We start from the raw sequence: 18,098 nt of genomic DNA, 5'->3' as shown, positions 1-18,098 counted from the left end.
CTATAAAATGGTTTACTCAGTGGCAATAATGCGGTAAATTAGGTTAAAGGAGAAACCATGAAAGTTTTATTTATAGGCGGAACAGGCACTATTTCAAGCGCGATCACAAGACGGGCGGCTCAGTTGGGGTGGGAGCTTTATCTGCTTAACAGGGGAAACCGCAAGAGCGAATTTAAAGATTTGGAAATTAAACATATCGCCTGCGATATCAGGGTGGAAGAAGCGCCCGTTATCCGCGAAAAACTGGAAAAGGCGGTAGGAAAGGGAAACAAGTTCGATGTCGCCGCCGACTTTTTCGCCTTTGTTCCCGAACATGTGCAAAAAGACTTCGACATTTTAAACGGGCTTTGCAAACAGTACATTTTTATCTCCTCCGCGTCCGCGTATCAAAAACCGCTTTCATCATACCTTATTACCGAAAGCACTCCGCTCGCGAACCCGTTATGGCGCTATTCAAGAGATAAAATCGCCTGCGAAGAATTTTTAACGCAAAAATACCGCGACGTTGGTTTTCCCATAACCATTGTCCGTCCCAGCCACACTTACGACGACAGGAGCGTCCCTCTTGGCGTTCACGGTTCCAAAGGCAGTTGGCAGGTGTTAAAACGAATGTTAGACGGCAAACCTGTCATTATTCACGGCGACGGCACCAGCCTGTGGACACTGACTCACAACAGCGATTTTGCCCGCGCCTTTGTCCGCATAATGGGAAATATCCACGCTGTCGGAGAAGCAATAAATATCACTTCCGACGAAAGCCTAACATGGAATCAGATTTATCAAATTATAGCCGACGCGCTGAACGTCCCATTAAAGGCCGTTCATGTCTCAAGCGAATTTCTGGAAGACTTATCGCAGGGGCGTTACGATTTTAAAGGAGGCCTTTTAGGAGATAAAGCCAATTCCGTAGTTTTTGACAATACCAAACTAAAACGGCTAGTGCCAGGTTATACCGCAAAAACGAGGGCGGACGAAGGCATAAAAATGACAGTCGCCAATGTCCTTGCCAACGCCGATTTACAGCAGGAAGACACTGAATTTGACTCATGGTGCGATAAGGTTATAGCCGCTTTAGAAACGCTAAAAAGCAAATTCACCAATTAGAAATAGGTTTAGCGGCGGCGGTCGCATCGCCTTTCTTGGGCAGGTTCTTTTTGTGTTCCTTCATGGCTAAAACTGCGATAAATATAAACATCCCAAGCATAATAACTATGGATAAAATTATGGGAAGTAAATTGTTTTTCTTTTCCTTTACCGGAGGCGGAGCGCCCACAATTAACGTAGACGGATCGACAGGCACTTTATCGTCGGAAACAACAATTATAATGCAGATAATTAAGGCGATAAACATGAGCGCTATTGCGCCAAGACTCGCCAAACGTATAACAAAGCTTGATTTTTTATCGACTGCCAGATAAATCATAGCCGCCAGAATTATTACGCCAATTATAATACCGACTAAAATCATACTTAATTTTCGGCTTATTTTGACTTGCTTTATATCAATTAATATGTTATCATACGATTATTCTAAGAAAAAGCGAGGTTTAATATGGCTCATAAAATCAGTGACGCCTGCGTAAGTTGCGGATCATGCGTTAGTGAATGTCCGATGGAAGCAATTGCTGAAAAAGATGGTCAATACCAGATTGATCCGGACAAATGCTCCGATTGCGGAACCTGCGTCAGCGCGTGCCCTACAGAAGCAATTTCCGCAGAGTAAGGTTTGTCAAAATCGTTCACTGGCAAGGGCGTATCCCTTGCCTTTTTTTTAATATTCTTAAATCTGCCTGTTTTTAGTCAGGATTTCCCCGTAATAAAGCGGCTTGACCCGGGCGATACCGGCTTTAAACAGTATATCAGCGATGTCGAGGGCAACAGGAGGCGCGTTTTTAACACAAAAAACCGCCTTCCACCCGAAGAAACGGCGCAATATTTGACAATTTATCAATACACAACCCGCGAGGATGATAATATTTTCTCCCTTTCGGCGCGTTTGAATATGCCGTATTCGGCATTGGCAAGTTTAAACAGTCTTGAAAGCCCAGCGTCTTTAGAAACTGGAAAAACCTTGCTGCTTCCATCCTGCCCGGGAATCTTTATTCCGTCGAACTTGCAGACAGATTTGGAAAAAATTACAGGGGCGGCAAGGCAGAACAACAAGGGGGGAGTTGAAATAAAAATCAGGAGTTTGGGAAAACAGGAAACTTTTTTATTTTTTCCCGGCGCGGATTTTACCCCTACGGAGAGGGCGTTTTTTCTTAACTCCGGATTCAGGTTTCCGTTACGGCAGTACCGCGTAACAAGCCGTTACGGCATCAGGGAGGACCCGATAACGGGCCGTATGTCGATGCATCAGGGGATAGACTTTGCCGCGCCGGAAGGAACCGAGGTTTTTGCCGCGGCGGACGGCGTTGTAACGGCGGCGGGATTTGATCCTGTTTACGGAAATTATATTATTATTAGCCATAGTAATAATTGGAAAAGCCTATACGGACACTTACAATCTATAGAAACGGTATTGCGAACAGACGTAAAATCAGGTAACCTTATAGGCAGAGTTGGATCGACAGGCCAATCCACAGGACCGCATCTTCATTTTGAACTGCGGCAGGACGGAAAAGCGTTTGACCCGGCAGGAAGGCTCCGTCCCTGAGTATTGGGTAAAAAACGGAAGGTGTATGCCCAAGTCTAAAATTACTCTCGCGATTATCTTGTTCTTCTCATGTTTAAAGTTGCAGGCGGAATCTTTTCGCGCCGTTATTGAGGGCATTGTCGAAGTATCTCCCGGTTCGGCGGATAACGCCATTACCATTGGAATTAACAGCGCGGTAATAATCAATCTGGGAGCGGAGACGCGTTTTTTAAGGGGCGTTGAAATTGAAATTACCGCTCCCCAGAGTTGGCTGCCGTACCGCGGTTCTCTTGGCATGTACATCTACAACAACATTAATCCGCAGACGGCGGACGGGATAGCCGACATGGACGGCAGACGGATAGCCTTTGAACCTCTTCCGTCAAGATTAAGGATTATCTACCAAATCCCGATACGCCAACAGCATGGGCTTAGAACGACTACATCGGCAACCGTCCCTACAGGCGTTATACAACCGTCTTCATTTCCAATTATTTTCAGGCTGATGCAAGTCTCCAAAGGGTTGCCCGACGAGTTTGAAAATATGTCATTCAACTTTACCGCAAGACCCATTTTAAGCGATGAAGGGGCGGTCAGACTAATCCCCCGCTACCCCGCCCAACTAAAAAACAAGCCCTTTACAGTCCTAATTGACGACGTTGTAATACCCAACATTTCCGAACAGATACTTTTACGCGAAGGCGAGCATCATCTTGTCATTCTTTCAGAAGATTACCGCAACGAAAGCCGCCGCTTTGTAGTAGAAAGGGCGAAAATCGTCGATTTAACCATAGAATTGCAGGACCCCACCCCAATTATCGTCTTTGAAGCCCCTCAAAACGCCCAAATTTACCTTGACAACACCCTAATCCCTCGTGGCCGCGAATCCGTCACAGTAGACCCAGGCCAGCACGAGGTAAAGTTCCAAGTAGGCGACTATACTTTGACAAGGACGCTTAATATCCAACGCGGCAAAACCTACCGTGTCTCTTTAGCGGTAGACCTTACTATTCAAGAAGAAGAATAAATATTAACAAAAGACCTCTCGCAGAGGCGCAAAGGGCGCAAAGTTTATGTCCGAAAGCTCATCTTTGATCAAGATATATAATCTTGACGACAAAGCTTGAAGGAAAAACGACGATCCTGCGAACAACAACTTCGCGCCTTTGCGCCTCTGCGAGAGATTTTTGGGGCAAATTTCCTAAAAAATATTATTCATGAAAACTAGGCTCTTGTCCGATACTTTTAATGTCGGGATTGTAGTTCCCCTCCCAAATCACTATGATTCCGATATGCCTCAAGGGGCATGGAGCTGTTCGAAACACAAATCGGACAGCTCTTTTTTATATAGAATAAATCAATAAATAGTTATATAATGCCTCATGCAGGAAAAACAGACTGAAACCGAAATTCAAGTTAAATTTAAGCCTATTTTTGGCATACGCCCCGGCGTGTATCTTACGGCTTTATACTCATTTATTCTGCTTTTAATACTCTTTTTCCTGCTTTTGTATCCCGGTTTAAAAAATCCGGGGGCGGTTTTAATCGTAAAAACAGAGCCTGCGGGCGCGGCTGTCAGAATTGACGGTGTTTACAGGGGAGTCTCTGGGAGCAAAATCCCCGTTTCAAAGGGAACTCACACCATAGAGGCAGTTATGCCGGGCTTTGAAAGCCAAAGCGCTATTCATGAAATCCCTGCCCGTTACTTTTTATCGCTTTTTTTCCCTCTGCGCTACAAAGTCGAGTTTACCTTAAATACTCAGGATCCCGCCGCCGCGTTTGCCTATTATGCCGCAGATTACGCCACATGGACATTCGCTGGAGAACCTACCGCCTCATGGCAGATACCTATGAGCCTCTCGGAAGGCGCTTACCGCGCGGGATACGCTAATAAATCAAATGACGATATGCGGCAGATTTTACTTGCCGCCTCCGGTTTTGCCGTCACAAAAGCCGCTATTCGCGACCTTGTCCGCGCTAAAATACTTTTAGATAACCGCGGCAACGCGCCCTCCCCAGTCGCGCTTGTAAACTCAATTTCAGGCATATTCGCGTTTTTATCGGAAAACCCGGGCGCGGCAAAATGGCTTTCTCAGGTACTGCCAAGAGAACAGGCCTCCGTTATTGAGGCATCCAAGTGGTTTAAAAAACAATCCGCAGTACCGGCAATACCGCAAACAGGCGCTGTTATAGGAAGCCAAAGGCTGGCGGGAATAAATTTTATAAGATTTTCATCGAGTTTTATGATCAGCGAAAACCCGGTATCAAGGTCATTATTTGAAACATTCCTTGACGAAAACCCGCAGTGGAAAGAACAGCAGATCGATTATTATCCTCAGGAAATTTCAAGTTATCCATGGGAAATCGATAAAAATATCATTACAGGCGTTACTTGGTACGCTACTCAAGGCTTTTGCGAGTGGATGGCGTTAAGACTGCCGCAGGACATGGAAGTAAGGCTTCCTACGGAAGAAGAATGGTCAATTGCCGCACAAAGCATTGGCAACATGAAAAATGTCGGGTGGGAATGGTGCTGCGACCCGTATTCCCCGCTTCAAATTGCAGCCGCGTCACATCAGGCAAAACAACTTGTCGGCTCCCCTGAACGTTTACTGCGCGGCAGGCAAACGGCAAATTCGGCGGAAACAAGGGCTTCCCTGCCCCCCGATCTGTCCTCTCCAATCGTAACATTCCGCTTATTAATTGCTCCGGCAATGAAAGAGTGACTCATGGGTGAGGGCGTAAAAATCATCGCGCTTAACCGTAAGGCGCGGCACGATTATTCGATTGATGAAACTTATGAGTGCGGAATTGAGCTTTTTGGGACGGAGGTAAAATCGTTCCGAGACGGAAAAATTTCATTCCCCGATTCGTGGGCGGAAGTGGTAAACGGCGAAGTTTGGCTGCGCTCACTGATAGTCGCGGAAAATCCCTTTTCATCGATTTTTAACCATGAGCCGGACAGAAAAAAGCGTTTGCTTTTGCATAAAGAGGAAATAAAAAGGATCAATCGGAAGGTGGAAGAAAAGGGCTATACCCTTATCCCGCTGTCGTTTTATTTTAAAAAAAGCAGGGTAAAAGTGGAATTAGGGCTGTGTAAAGGGAAAAAAGCCTATGATAAAAGGGCGGGAATCCGCGAAAAAGACCTAAAACGCGAAATTGCCCGTGAATTCAGGCGAGGACTCCAATAATTGTCGTTATCTGGACTTTGATTCTATAATTTCCAGCATAAAAAGAAAGGCAAAAACCAACAAACCAGCGAAAAGAGCCGCTATTTTAATGCTTTTGTCGGAAATAAAATCAGGATTTGAAGCAATATATACATTTCCTGCCGTTACAGGGTCATTTTTCATGTTTCCAAGACCGACAATTCGGACAAAACGTTCATCCGCCTGTCCATACCCCATAAGACGGGCATGAACCATCAGGGTATCCTGATCGTATTGCAGGTTAAACCTCGTCCTTTCCAAATCCTCATTTATATTTCCCAAATCTTTGATATTTTCAAGCTGCCGATCCCTCTCGGCTAAAAGATAATTATACGCCGGGAGGCCCGAATGTCCGCCTATTAACGAAAAAAGCGTATAAACGGCAATAGCCGTCCAAATTCCTATGAGATATTTAAATATCTTCATGGTTCGATTTACGGTTGTTTTTCCCTTATTCTTTAAACTTTCTTCGATTAAAACACTTTTCATTAAAAAATAAATCTATTTAAAACCAGCATTGACAACGCTATTTCCATAGGTTAATCTATAAGTTGATATAGGCTATTGAAAATGGGAAAAAGTACCGATAATTGACCATAAGTGTTAATTTAGGGAGCGGTTCATGGCGAGAAATAAAAAACCTTCGATATACTCTGATCGCGCGAATATCGGCAGCGCGGAAGAACTTGACGAATACGGCGTATGGGTAAAAGGCGAACCACAAATTCTTTCTGCGGATGAAAAAACAGGCTTAACCTCCGATCTTGATGATTTTGCGTTACCGGCTGCGGATGATTCTTCAGGCGATGAATCATTATCTATTGACGATGCGGTATTTGACATTGACGACGCCTCAGGACCTTCCAAATCTGAAAAAATAGAATTTCCGGATGATAACATAGAGCTTGATGTTGACGATAACCCGTTAGCCTCTCAGACGGATCTTGCGGATCTTAACATGCCTTCCGATGAAGAGCTTGGCATGCCCGCAGTAACTGAAAATATTGAGATCGAAGACGCTTCTTTTGATGAATTTGAAGCCCCGACAAGCGAAAAGGTAACAGTTGAAACCGAAAACAGCGCTCCTGAAGAAAATGATTTAACAACGGAAGAACTTAGCGGTGAAACTGCGGACAGTGAAACTTTAAATATTGATGAATTCGACAGCGGCGCGGCAGACGGCGTCACAGACGGCGTCATAGACGGCGCAGTTACAGCTAACGATGAATTCGAGGCTGAAGATATAACCCTCCCGACGGTAAAATCAATTGAAAACAATATTACCTCAGTTCAAAATGACTTCAACGCCGACCAGTCTGGAGACGGAGGAATATCAACCCAGCTTCTTCAAAAAATCGCTTCGGAACTTTCATCTATCAGAAGCGAACTTACAGAACTTAAAAAAGAATTTGCCAATATCCGCGCTTTGCCGCAGGAAGAAGAAAAACACGCGGAAGGCGGCGGTTTTTTCTCTGATGACGATGATGAAGCCATCGCGCTTACAGGCGACGAACTTAACAACATACTAACTAGTGGCGGCACTACGGAAGAGGGAGTGCCTGAAACAATCGACGATGAAGAGGATGAGGCAATCGCTCTTACGGGCGATGAGCTTGACAATATCCTCAACTCGGCGGATTTCACCGAAGAATCGGGAACCGAAGAAACTCCCGAAAATGAATTTCCCGTTGACGATAATCCCACGGCCAGCGAAGCCGCTCCCGATAATGCCAATTCAGAGCTTGAAGATATTGATATAGATATTGATATTACTCCTGATGAAATTGCGGACGCAAATCTTGCCGCTGATACTTTACCTGACTTGTCGGAAGGAGACACGCCAGCCGAGGACTCCGCACTTGCCGCAGACGATTTAGCGTTACCTGAAACTGACACGGCGACCGAGGACTCCGCACTTGCCGCAGATGATCTAGCGTTACCCGAAACTGACGCGGCGACCGAAGACGTATCCCTTGCCGCAGACGATTTAGCGTTACCCGAAACTGACGCGGCAACCGAAGACGTTTCCCTTACCGCCGATGATTTAGCGTTGCCCGAAACTGACGCGGCGACCGAGGATGTTTCCCTTACCGCCGACGATTTAGCATTACCTGAGAGTGACACGGCGACCGAAGACGTATCCCTTGCCGCAGACGATTTAGCGTTGCCCGAAACTGACGCGGCGACCGAGGATGTTTCCCTTACCGCCGACGATTTAGCGTTACCTGAGAGTGACACGGCGACCGAAGACGTATCCCTTGCCGCAGACGATTTAGCGTTACCTGAGAGTGACACGGCGACCGAAGACGTATCCCTTGCCGCAGACGATTTAGCGTTACCTGAAAGTGACGTGGCAATCGAAGACTCCCTTGTCATGGATGATTTACCTGACTTGGCAGAAGGCGGCGCGGCAGCCGAAGACTCATCTCTTACTATTGATGATCTTCCCGACTTGTCTGATAGCGGAGCGTCAATCGAAGACACATCCCTTGCCACTGATGATCTTCCCGACTTGACGGAGGGCGGCGCAACAACCGAAGACACGTCCCTTGCCGCCGATGATTTTGCCGATCTTTCAAGCGACGAGCCGTTAACCATTGATGAAGAACCCGCGAAAAGCGACGAACTTGACATACTCCGCGAAGAAGGCGCTCCTATCCCAATTACTGAAACGCCGGAAAACAGCTCATATCTTGAAGAAGGCGGTGATTTAGATCTGTCGGACGCGGTAATTGACGAACCGGAATTATCGGCGGAAGGCATTAACGATGAACTGACAGAACCTACTCTGGACGGAGACGATTTTAACCTTGATTCATTTGATGATCTGTCAATTGATTCCGAGTTAGACTTGGATAGCGGCCCCTCTTTAGCAGACGATACTGAATCAACAGATGAAGAAGCGATTGAACCCGCGCAAGAAATTCCGGAAGATTCATTGGATACGGAAAGCCTGAATAAAGCTGTTGATAATGTAATTACTGAAAGTAATTTTGATAACGAACTTGAAGAACCTGTCGTTTTTGACGATTTTCAAGATTTTTCAGCCGACAATTTTGACAATGTAATGGAACCTGAACCTCCGGCAAAAGCGGCTCCCGTTAAACAGCCTGCCGCTCCAAAAGCTCCCGCTCCTGTTCAACAACAAGCGGCTCCCCCGCCTCAACCAGCGTACACTCCGCAACCTGCACCGCAACCCGCGCCACAAATGGCTGCTCCAATAATAATGCAGGCGCCTGCGCCGCAACCAGCCGCGTTGCCTACAGGCGGGAAAGATCAATTTTCAATTCCTTCGGGCTTGCGGTCTGAGCTTAGAAACATCCTCAGTTACATGGATCAGCTTCTTGAATCGCTACCGGAAGAAAAAATCGAAGAGTTCGCTAAATCAGAATACTTCGATTCCTACAAAAAACTCTTTAAGGATTTGGGGTTGGTATAATCGCCGATTTATCCGAACATGGCGCATGGCTTCATTCGCGTTACAATCCGCAGGCGGAAGCCTTGCGCTACATTGACTCCCTAAATCTAAACGACGCGATAGAATGTTTTATTTTAATTGAGCCGGGTCTTGGCTACATTATTCCAGTATTACAGGAAAGATTTAAAAAAAGCAAAATACTGGTTCTACACGCGGAAAGCTTTCCGCAAGCGGATTACTATACGCAAGCGGATTACTATCCGCAATCTTCTTCCGCGCAAGTGCATACCCTAACCGGTGTTGATACCGCGAAAACAATTGAGTTTTTAGAAACCCATATTCGTGAAATTAACATCGACCGTATTCGCGTAATTGAATGGCGCCCCTCTTTAAACTATTACAAAGAAGCGTATGTCAAACTACTCTCTTCCGTCGCCTCTTTTTTAAAACGCGCCGACGCGGAAAAAAGAACAACGGCTACTTTTGGAAAAAGATGGATAAGGAATTTTTTTAAAAACATAGGGAATATTAAACAAACTCTTTTATACAGGCAAATGGAAATTCCGGTAATTATTACAGGCTCAGGCCCAAGCCTTGAACAAGCCATGCCAGTTATTCAAAAAGCGCGTAACAATTGCCTAATCATTGCCGCGTCTTCTTCGGTTCTCGCGCTGTCATCGGCGGGAATAACGGCGGATATTGTCATTGCCACAGACGGCGGCTGTTGGGCGTTAAAACACATATACCCCTTTTACAGAAATAAAAAAACAAGCGCTCTTGCCGTAAATTTATGCGCCGCCCTGCCTTCCCAATGCGCCGACACCGCCAAGTTGATTATAAACGACGGAAGTTTTTGGCAAAGCATTATTCTTCATGAGCTTAAATTGCCGTCTGTGATTATCCCGCAAAAAGGAACGGTAACGGCAACCGCCGTGGAACTTGCAATGCTTCTTTCAAACGGCAATATCTACCTTGCAGGTTTAGATTTTTCAAATCACGACATAAGAACGCACGCAAGACCGTACAGTTTTGACAGCCTGTTTTACGGCAGCGCAAACCGTTTTATTCCCTTTTATTCGCAAAGTTACGCGAGGGCGGGATTGCTTCACAAAGGCGGCAGCATGGGCATATACGAATCATGGTTTAAGGAGCAGTTGGAGAAGTGGCCAAAAAGAATATTTTCTATTGGCGGCAATAAAATTTTTAAGAACGGAGAGCCTGCGGCGGGTAACGGGTTAAAAAATACTGATAGTTTTTTTAGCGCGGTAAGCCATGAAAACTCAAATAATTTTTGTGAAAAAGGAATACATGCCCTGTTAAATGCGATAAAAAATTCGCAATACGCGCAAAATTTAAAACAGGAACTTAATTCCCTGCTTTTTCCGGGCGAAAATAAAGTAACGGAGAATGAATTGGAAATGGCAATAAAAGCCATTTACGCGAAGGCAGTACATGAATAACGCAAATTACTATACATTCCAAAAATCCCGTAACGGAGAGACGGTACCTGCGATTATTAACAAGGACGGCGGCTCCCTGCCTTTACATTCCATGATTGATCCGATACGCGAAGCCCAGCGTCTTGTGTCAACGATAGGCAAAACAGACTTTGTAATTTTTCTGGGACTCGGCGGCGGTTTTGCCGCCCATGCCGCTTTAGAGCTTACAACTTCAAACATAGTTATAATTGATTTTAATAAAGACGGTATAGCGGAACTTTTCGCGAACAGGGATTATTCAAAACTGCTGAATAACGGCAGAGTTAGCGTACTTATAGATTTAACCGAAGAAGAAATAAAATCTTTTGTCATAGAAAATTTTATCCCCGCTCTCTGCGGCGGCATAAAAACCTTCCCGCTAAGAACAAGAACAGAGCACGATAAATTAAAATTTGAGAAAGCCGCCGCCGCGATTCAACAGGCAATTGACGCCGTATCAGGCGATTATTCGGTTCAGTCTCATTTTGGCTTGCGCTGGTTTTCCAACATTATACGCAATATAAAAAATACGCAAACAAATAATTTTTTTGCGGAAAAAAGAGAAAACCCCATTCAAGAAGCGGCGATAGTCGCCGCAGGCCCTTCGCTGGATACTCAAATTTCTTCTCTTGCGGAATTTAAATCACGTAACGGCTTTATTATATGCGCCGACACCGCCCTTGGCGTTTTGTTACACAACAACATAGTAGTGGACGCTGTAGTATCAATTGACTGCCAGCACATAAGTTATTATCACTTTATGGGCATTATTAACCAAAACGGCAAAAAGATTCCCCTAATCCTTGACATCGCAAGCCCTCCCCTACTCTGCGGTTTATCCCAATTCACCCCCGTCTTTTTTTCAAGCGGCCATCCTCTTACCCGCTATTTATGCGCCCATTGGAAATATTTCCCGCAGTTGGACACATCAGGCGGAAACGTTACATACGCCGCTCTTTCCCTAGCGCAAACTCTGGGCGCAAAACACATAACGCTTTTCGGCGCTGACTTTTCCTACATTCGCAGTCAAACCTACGCGAGGGGAACGTACATCTACCCCTATTTTAACAGAAAACAAACCCGCCTCGCTCCTATGGAAGCGCAATTATCCGCTTTTCTCTACCGCGCCCCATTCCTTCCCAACGAAGACGGACAAAAAAAAGATTATTATGAGACGGCCTCTTTACGTTTCTACCGCAAAAAACTAGAAGAAAAAGCCGCAACAATGGACGCGGAAATAAAAAGCGAACCGGGACTTGGAGCGCCTATCAATTTAAACTACGCGCGTAAAAACGCGAATGTACAAAGAGCGATTTACAAAGAAAATAAAACAACAATGAGCGGAACAGCCTTTTTGGAACAATACCGCAAAGACATAGCCGCCCTGCCAACCCCAAACGAAACCGGCAATTATTTAAACAAACTAAATGAAAAAGAAAAACAAATCCTCACCACGCTTCTGCCAACAGCCGCCGCCCTTAAACACCGTAGCACAAACAATAAAACAACCGCAGAACTAATCGAATCGACAAAATATCATTGTATTAAACAAATAGATAAAATACTCGTAGATTCACGATAAAATAACGGACAAAACCCCCTGATCCCCCTTTGTGTCCTTCTCTTCCTTTGTGATCTTTGTGTGAACTCTTTAGAAAATTATTTTAACTGTGAAATAAAATTATTCTCCGCGTTTTGAATTAAGGAAATAGTCCTTGAAAAAACAGGAATAAAATCTTTTGGATCATTTAAGAGCAATTCAGCGGTAATGGAGACAACTTTTCTGTCTGCGGAAAAGTAAACCTTTACGACTTTTGAACACCTGTTTGAATAATTTACGGCGTTAAGAGCATCCTCCGTGGAAATGGTATCCATCTTAAACCCCATATAAACTTGGAAAAACTGAGGATCATTCTCATCTACGATTATAAAATAACTATTTCCTGACACTTTAAAAAGAATATCGCCGTCTTTGTCAATTGAAGGATTATATCCTTCCTTACACAGATACTCAAAATAAATGATTTGTAATTCTGCTTTTGTCAATTGCTGTTGTGATACAGCCGGAAAAACAAAAATTCCTCCAAAAATAAAAATAGCCAGAAAAATTTTGCCTATTTTTGCCATACACAACTCCTAAAATATTAAAAATATTTATTATTTCTATATATAAGTATATATCTAATTGCGTATTTGTCAAGACATTATTCGCAAAGAAATTCACACAAAGGACACAAAGTAAGAGAAGAACACAAAGAAGAGGAATAAGAGGTTTTTGTCCGTTATCTTATCGTGAAGCCCACGCTTAGACTTCGGACAACAACATCTTCTTCCCCTTTGTGATCTTTGTTTCTTTGTGTTCTTTGTGTGAGGCTTTTTCTCATAAGAGCGTTATGTGAAATTTTGTAAGTTTTTAACAAACTTATTTTAATTTTTTAGTTATCTTCTTATAACATGCAAAAATCTATTTTATCTTCTTCCGTAAATTATTATCTTAATATTCATAGGAGATATATAAATGAAAAAAATCATTGTGATTCTTATCATTCTATTGACAGTAGCAGGAGCGCTGTCAGCGGATCCCATCTATCTGGGGAATTTCCCCTTAGGGCAATGGCTGGATGCCAACTACGACGCAGTATGGGATTTCACATCAAACAACATCAGAATCTTGAGTACTGACGGAAGAGTTTTGTACGACTTTTCCGACAAAACAATTCAAGATTTTAAGGTTACCATGGAAGGAACCCAACCCGCCATTTCCTTCACCTGTCCCGAGGCCGGAAGATCGTATAAATTCTTGAAGCCTTTGCTCAACGACGATTTGAACATGCGTATCAACAGGTATAACCGCGCAGAATACTCAGTAACAATGAGAAAACAGTAACCTTAAAAGTTTTAACGGCTGCCTGACCGCTGTGGTCAGACAGCCATTTTTTTTGTTGGCTGCGTGGAAATTTATTCGAAAAAGTTCACACTAAGATCACGAAGGTACAAAGAACACAAAGAGAATACTCCCTCTCTTTCTTCATTTTTCTCTCTTCTTTTTTCTTTTGTTTACCTCTGTCCCCCCATCTCCGACCCGTCTCTTGTCCGCAGAATGGGATGGCGCATACCAGTCGTGGTGGTGAAAATCCAGTCTTTGTCTAAAAAACCAAGCCCTCTCCAAAAAGCCGGGTCGCGGAATTTGTCTTCGTAGGTGCTTATGCCGTCTTTTGTGGCGGCTCCGGTCGAAGACGGGGTAACAGCAGTCCATGCCGCGCCGTTGGCCGTGCGACTTGAGAGCGTCATATCACCGTTAGCGTAGTTGATAGATGAAGTACTACTTGCCATAGTCCCGCAGACCCGCCCGATGTTAGGTTGAGCGGCGGGACAAGTAACCCTGACGTTTGTGCAAAGAGCAACACAATTTTTTATACCGCCCCCACCATTATAAGAGCCCAAAAGACCCCCTGTTCCTCCATTATTATTCTGAACGGTTAGTGCGCCTGTAGAAAAGTTATTATTAAAAGCTCCCGTACCTAAACCTAATAAACCTCCCACAAGAAAGTATTCACTTGATACGACAAACACATTTCCCAGAGAGTAACAGTTTTCGATGGTTTTAGTCACTTGATAACCAGCAAACCCCCCTGCACCACCGGTACCTTTTGATGACACACTCACATTTCCCGTTGAAAAACAGTTTTTAGTAATTCCCTCCGAGTTTCCTATAAAACCACCGACAAGAACATATGAACTAGAAATTAAATTTATATCACCTTTTGAATAACAGTATGAAATGTCGTTATATGAATGGCCGATAAAACCTCCTATACAAAAGACAGAATCACTATCAATTATTAAGCTTGCATCTATTGTTAGATGGTTTTCAGAATAACAGTTATCAATATTTCCATTATAAAAAATGCCTACAAAACCCCCAATACTTTTTTCCGAATCTTTGATATATGTGTTTTCAAATGTTCCAACAACAGTAGAACAATTTTTTATTATGGCAGGAATATAAAAATAAAATTCATCTCCTCCTGCTTCTTCCATTACTGCTAGACGATATCCAATTATCCCAAAGGCACCTCCAATACTGAGGTCTCCAGATTTTGAATATACAATAATGTTCCCTTGCCGGTAATGGGAATCATTCAGTTCAGCATCGTAAATATAGCCCACAAGCCCTCCCAAGTTAAGACCTTGATCATACTCAAATTGTAATTCCCCATTCAAAAACATTCCAGCTTTACGAGCTTCGGCATTAACATTAATACTTCCCACAACCGTTACTTTTTCAACATTTACTTTTATGTCATTATTTGCTATTTTGTCACCCATAATAATTCCCGCAATACCACCCATGTAAACTGAGCTACCTTCACCCAAAGTTTCACTACTGTAGGGGTGTTCCACTGTAAGATCAAGCCCGCCGTAGGCGTTTAGTATGCTTGCCGAGTCTTTCATTCTCCCCGCGAAGCCCCCAACTTCCATATCATTGTCAGTGTCTACCTCAACTGAAAAACTGCCCAAAACCAGCGTGTTTTCCAAATTCGCCGTACCCGACATAATGCCGGCTATACCGCCGAAATGGGTCATGCCGGAACGGGTTATTTCGCATGAATACCGCACTGTAAGGTCGCGGATAAAACCGCCCGACGCTTCGCCGAACAGCCCCATATTGGCGGGTCCGGTGGGCGCAACTTTGATGCCGCTAATGTTTTCGTTATCTCTAACGGTATCAATAATGCTAACCGTATGCCCGTTGCCGTAGAACTTTCCGGTAAAGTTTCCCGCAACAGGCGTCCAGCCTGACAGAGTTACGTCTTCGGTAAGGACAAAGTTATTTTCGCTGCCGGCGGCAAGCGCCGCCTCAAAATTAGATTGGGTCAGGATAACGGTGTTGCCCTGCGTAACAGTCATGCCCTCGATATTCCAGACAAAAAGCGTCTGCGCTTCCGCCTTGCCCGCGGCGTTATACGCAACCACGCTGATTTCGTATCTCTGGACATTGCTTACCGCCTGCCCGTTACTCACGCCAGATTTGTTTATGACCGGAACAGAAAAACTGTGAGAGCTTTTACTGTGCGAATCCCTGACATCCACGGTAGTCACAACGCCGTTCACGGACACATAAGCGCCAATCATCCCCTGCGGGATATACCAGCTTGCCGTTATCAAATTTCCGGCGAGGTCGCAAACCGCCTGAAGACCGGTAACAGGATAAATGTACGCCGTCGAATACTTTACAATGAGGCTGGTGTCCTTCCAGTCGGACACGTTCCCCATGCTGTCTTCAAACTTCACGTACACGCTATAGCCGCCCGAAGCCGTTAAGTCGCTTATGCTTTCGGGGCTCCATGTCTTGTTCAGCGTCAGCCCGTCATACACGTTGAGCTTTTCGCTTGTTTTTTTCACCGACTGATTATCTTCCCCGATACGGGCATACCAGTACAGGACGCGCGCCTCGTCCATCGTCCACGGAAGCCCCCACGCCTGCGCCGCCCTAATGCCACCCTGCGACCCGTTGTCCGCGAGGTTTTCAAGCCCGTCCACCGTCAGGATTACTTCCGCGCCCGCGCCATACACGTGGACGGTTTTATTTCCTACCGTATCAAACGAGGACGGATCGTTCAGCTTCGCGTTAAGATTACTTACGTCTAAGTCGGGGGCCAAGAGGTCCATCACGACCGTAACATACTGCCCTTCCGAGACCGCCTCATTAACCTGCAACGGATACACGGGGGAGTCGGCGTCGTCATACCACGGCAATATTAAAATTTGAATAATGCCCGACCTGTCCGTCTGCAAAGCGTAGGTAAACGTGTACACGCCGCCCGACAGGGTAAAGTCCGTACATTCCTTATCAAGTGACGATTGAATGGAAGGGCCGCCGCTCAGATTATACGCCATTCTCTCGACGACCTTTATTTTGTTCGGCACGGAAGGCGCACCCTCAGGCGGATTCACGGAGAATTTAAGATATGCGGTTTTCTTGTCGCTTTGGTTAAACCGCCTGTCTATCGAAGGGCTGTTCCACGGGTAATCGGCAGAGTCCCCAAACCAGTTCGTCCCGTTCCTGCTAGCCGTGATGTATTCGGCGCGGTACGCCTTTTGCGCCTCCCTTGAATCTGTTTGGTAGCTGATAACCTCAGCCTGCGCCATCGCCACCCCGTTTGAATTTTGCACCCCCGGCCCCACTGTCACGGTGATCGACAGCAGGGCAAGCTCGCTCGCAGTTTCCTCTATCGGCGTAAGCGTCATGCGGTTAGCCGCCGGAAACCCAACCGTAAAATAAGCCGACAAATCCCCGTCCCCGTTGAACGGCTGCCCGCGCGCGCTGTTCCCCACGTTGCTCGCGTATATGCCCGTAACTGTGACGGTTTCACCTAACACCGCCGTTTCGGGTTTTATATTCATGTTGAACCAGACGTTTACAATCTGATTAAACGGGAACGGCGTCAGTATGGGGTTAAGCGGCGGGTTGGTCTGCTGTGTCAGCCGCGGCCTCGGGTCGCACCAAGGCACGAGCGTTACCGGCTCTTTAATGTTGATTGTCACCTTCGCCGTTCTAGCTCCGGTATCGCTAACGCTTTCTGTTATCGTAACCCCGTTGTCGTTGAGGGAAGAACTTTCAACCTCGCCGCTGCTTAAATTTTTGTCCAGATCAGCGTAATCGGCGGTTTTAAAGGCAAGCCATTTTTCAAAGCCGAATCCCGACAGCGGCGTAAACTCCACCCCAAACTCGTAGCCCAAGCGGGTGTCGCCGCACTTGCCTTCCCCGCTCTGAGGGCTGTTCCCCCATTCCGGAGGGAACGCCACGGTCACAGTCAGTTTCGCGGCGTTAGCCCAATCCACCTCATCACTGATTACTTGAAACAGGTCAACCTTTGGCCCGGTGAACAAATCACATGACGAAAGAAAAATGAAAAGAGAAAAAAGAAGAAAGGGAAGAGCGAGAAGAAGCGAATAGCGGGCAGTTTGCGGTGCTATGGGGTTTGTTTTCATTTTGTTGCCCCTGATATTGCTGGGAGAATGGGGGGGGGGGGGCATATTATGCACGCCGCCTAAGGCGTGTGGATGAACCACCCCCAATCGCCCCGGCGCCGAACAGCTTAACCCCGATGAACAAACTGAGGCGAGATTTATCTCGCCGTCCGCGCCGCGGTCAAAGGGAGGTATGTCACAGTTTTTAGAAATGTATTTATTAGCCATAAAATCCCTCACTCATTATGTTATTGTTTTGACTCTCTTTGAAAGGTTTATATATACTCATAATAAAATAATAACACATTTCTAATAATTGTCAAAGAGCGAAAGGCGACCTTTTTGAGTTGACAAAAAAGCCGTTTTTGTCAAAAACGGGTGAC

At 45.4% G+C, this 18,098-nt stretch carries 14 protein-coding genes; 10 read left to right on the top strand and 4 right to left on the bottom strand.

The features are described from left to right. The first annotated feature begins 57 nt into the window (after positions 1 to 57). Complete coding sequence (locus ACYVRA_RS15390; protein ID WP_461253617.1) at positions 58 to 1,104, top strand: SDR family oxidoreductase; 1,047 nt, start codon at positions 58 to 60, stop codon at positions 1,102 to 1,104. On the opposite strand, the gene ACYVRA_RS15385 is transcribed toward ACYVRA_RS15390, so the two are convergent. Further along, positions 1,094 to 1,468 carry a hypothetical protein gene (locus ACYVRA_RS15385; RefSeq protein WP_461253616.1) on the bottom strand — a complete coding sequence of 125 codons (375 nt, stop codon included), beginning with the start codon at positions 1,466 to 1,468 and terminating at the stop codon, positions 1,094 to 1,096. The genes ACYVRA_RS15390 and ACYVRA_RS15385 overlap by 11 nt on opposite strands. Positions 1,469 to 1,552: 84 nt before the next feature. On the opposite strand from ACYVRA_RS15385, the gene ACYVRA_RS15380 reads away from it, so the two are divergent. The 5 genes from ACYVRA_RS15380 to smpB all read left to right on the top strand — a co-directional run bounded on the left by ACYVRA_RS15380 (position 1,553) and on the right by smpB (position 5,826). After that, a complete protein-coding gene (locus ACYVRA_RS15380) occupies positions 1,553 to 1,723 on the top strand; it encodes a DUF362 domain-containing protein (protein WP_461253615.1) in 171 nt (56 codons plus the stop codon). A gap of 3 nt (positions 1,724 to 1,726) precedes the next feature. Then, complete coding sequence (locus ACYVRA_RS15375; RefSeq protein WP_461253614.1) at positions 1,727 to 2,656, top strand: M23 family metallopeptidase; 930 nt, start codon at positions 1,727 to 1,729, stop codon at positions 2,654 to 2,656. A 25-nt stretch (positions 2,657 to 2,681) separates the two neighbouring features. After that, on the top strand, positions 2,682 to 3,662 hold the full coding sequence (locus ACYVRA_RS15370; RefSeq protein ID WP_461253613.1) for a hypothetical protein: 981 nt from the start codon (positions 2,682 to 2,684) through the stop codon (positions 3,660 to 3,662). Between the two features lie 355 nt (positions 3,663 to 4,017). After that, on the top strand, positions 4,018 to 5,361 hold the full coding sequence (locus tag ACYVRA_RS15365; protein WP_461253612.1) for an SUMF1/EgtB/PvdO family nonheme iron enzyme: 1,344 nt from the start codon (positions 4,018 to 4,020) through the stop codon (positions 5,359 to 5,361). 3 nt (positions 5,362 to 5,364) lie between these two features. Then, entirely contained in the window at positions 5,365 to 5,826 is a 462-nt protein-coding gene (gene smpB / locus ACYVRA_RS15360) for an SsrA-binding protein SmpB (protein ID WP_461253611.1), read from the top strand. A gap of 6 nt (positions 5,827 to 5,832) precedes the next feature. Here the strand turns inward: smpB and ACYVRA_RS15355 are convergent, their stop codons facing one another. Further along, positions 5,833 to 6,270: a septum formation initiator family protein gene (locus tag ACYVRA_RS15355; RefSeq protein WP_461253610.1), complete on the bottom strand. Its 438-nt coding sequence runs from the start codon at positions 6,268 to 6,270 to the stop codon at positions 5,833 to 5,835. Between the two features lie 196 nt (positions 6,271 to 6,466). On the opposite strand from ACYVRA_RS15355, the gene ACYVRA_RS15350 reads away from it, so the two are divergent. From ACYVRA_RS15350 to ACYVRA_RS15340, 3 genes are all read left to right on the top strand, one after another. Beyond that, positions 6,467 to 9,283 (top strand): hypothetical protein, encoded by a 2,817-nt coding sequence (locus ACYVRA_RS15350; RefSeq protein WP_461253609.1) that lies wholly within the window; start codon positions 6,467 to 6,469, stop codon positions 9,281 to 9,283. Between the two features lie 62 nt (positions 9,284 to 9,345). Then, a complete protein-coding gene (locus ACYVRA_RS15345; protein ID WP_461253608.1) occupies positions 9,346 to 10,722 on the top strand; it encodes a 6-hydroxymethylpterin diphosphokinase MptE-like protein in 1,377 nt (458 codons plus the stop codon). Further along, positions 10,715 to 12,322, top strand: coding sequence for a 6-hydroxymethylpterin diphosphokinase MptE-like protein (locus ACYVRA_RS15340; protein ID WP_461253607.1), 1,608 nt, complete (start codon positions 10,715 to 10,717; stop codon positions 12,320 to 12,322). Before ACYVRA_RS15345 ends, ACYVRA_RS15340 begins: the two co-directional genes overlap by 8 nt. A gap of 77 nt (positions 12,323 to 12,399) precedes the next feature. On the opposite strand, the gene ACYVRA_RS15335 is transcribed toward ACYVRA_RS15340, so the two are convergent. Next, a complete protein-coding gene (locus tag ACYVRA_RS15335; protein ID WP_461253606.1) occupies positions 12,400 to 12,867 on the bottom strand; it encodes a type III secretion system chaperone family protein in 468 nt (155 codons plus the stop codon). A 391-nt stretch (positions 12,868 to 13,258) separates the two neighbouring features. Between ACYVRA_RS15335 and ACYVRA_RS15330 the strand changes: the two genes are divergently transcribed. Further along, a complete protein-coding gene (locus ACYVRA_RS15330; protein ID WP_461253605.1) occupies positions 13,259 to 13,627 on the top strand; it encodes a hypothetical protein in 369 nt (122 codons plus the stop codon). A gap of 170 nt (positions 13,628 to 13,797) precedes the next feature. Here ACYVRA_RS15330 and ACYVRA_RS15325 read toward each other — a convergent pair whose 3' ends face one another. Continuing rightward, entirely contained in the window at positions 13,798 to 17,943 is a 4,146-nt protein-coding gene (locus tag ACYVRA_RS15325; protein WP_461253604.1) for a GLUG motif-containing protein, read from the bottom strand. Positions 17,944 to 18,098 lie beyond the last annotated feature (155 nt).

It is taken from the genome of Treponema sp. R8-4-B8 (assembly GCF_054786175.1).
The sequence above is the reverse complement of the archived record's forward strand: the minus strand, read 5'-3'. Positions and strand labels throughout refer to the sequence as shown.

Excerpts from the sequence above, each read along its gene's own strand:
- ACYVRA_RS15390 (WP_461253617.1), top strand. The coding sequence starts at position 58 with ATGAAAGTTTTATTTATAGGCGGAACAGGCACTATTTCAAGCGCGATC.
- ACYVRA_RS15385 (WP_461253616.1), bottom strand. The coding sequence starts at position 1,468 with ATGATTTTAGTCGGTATTATAATTGGCGTAATAATTCTGGCGGCTATG.
- ACYVRA_RS15380 (WP_461253615.1), top strand. The coding sequence starts at position 1,553 with ATGGCTCATAAAATCAGTGACGCCTGCGTAAGTTGCGGATCATGCGTT.
- ACYVRA_RS15370 (WP_461253613.1), top strand. The coding sequence starts at position 2,682 with ATGCCCAAGTCTAAAATTACTCTCGCGATTATCTTGTTCTTCTCATGT.
- ACYVRA_RS15365 (WP_461253612.1), top strand. The coding sequence starts at position 4,018 with ATGCAGGAAAAACAGACTGAAACCGAAATTCAAGTTAAATTTAAGCCT.
- smpB (WP_461253611.1), top strand. The coding sequence starts at position 5,365 with ATGGGTGAGGGCGTAAAAATCATCGCGCTTAACCGTAAGGCGCGGCAC.
- ACYVRA_RS15355 (WP_461253610.1), bottom strand. The coding sequence starts at position 6,270 with ATGAAGATATTTAAATATCTCATAGGAATTTGGACGGCTATTGCCGTT.
- ACYVRA_RS15350 (WP_461253609.1), top strand. The coding sequence starts at position 6,467 with ATGGCGAGAAATAAAAAACCTTCGATATACTCTGATCGCGCGAATATC.
- ACYVRA_RS15340 (WP_461253607.1), top strand. The coding sequence starts at position 10,715 with ATGAATAACGCAAATTACTATACATTCCAAAAATCCCGTAACGGAGAG.
- ACYVRA_RS15335 (WP_461253606.1), bottom strand. The coding sequence starts at position 12,867 with ATGGCAAAAATAGGCAAAATTTTTCTGGCTATTTTTATTTTTGGAGGA.
- ACYVRA_RS15330 (WP_461253605.1), top strand. The coding sequence starts at position 13,259 with ATGAAAAAAATCATTGTGATTCTTATCATTCTATTGACAGTAGCAGGA.
- ACYVRA_RS15325 (WP_461253604.1), bottom strand. The coding sequence starts at position 17,943 with ATGGCTAATAAATACATTTCTAAAAACTGTGACATACCTCCCTTTGAC.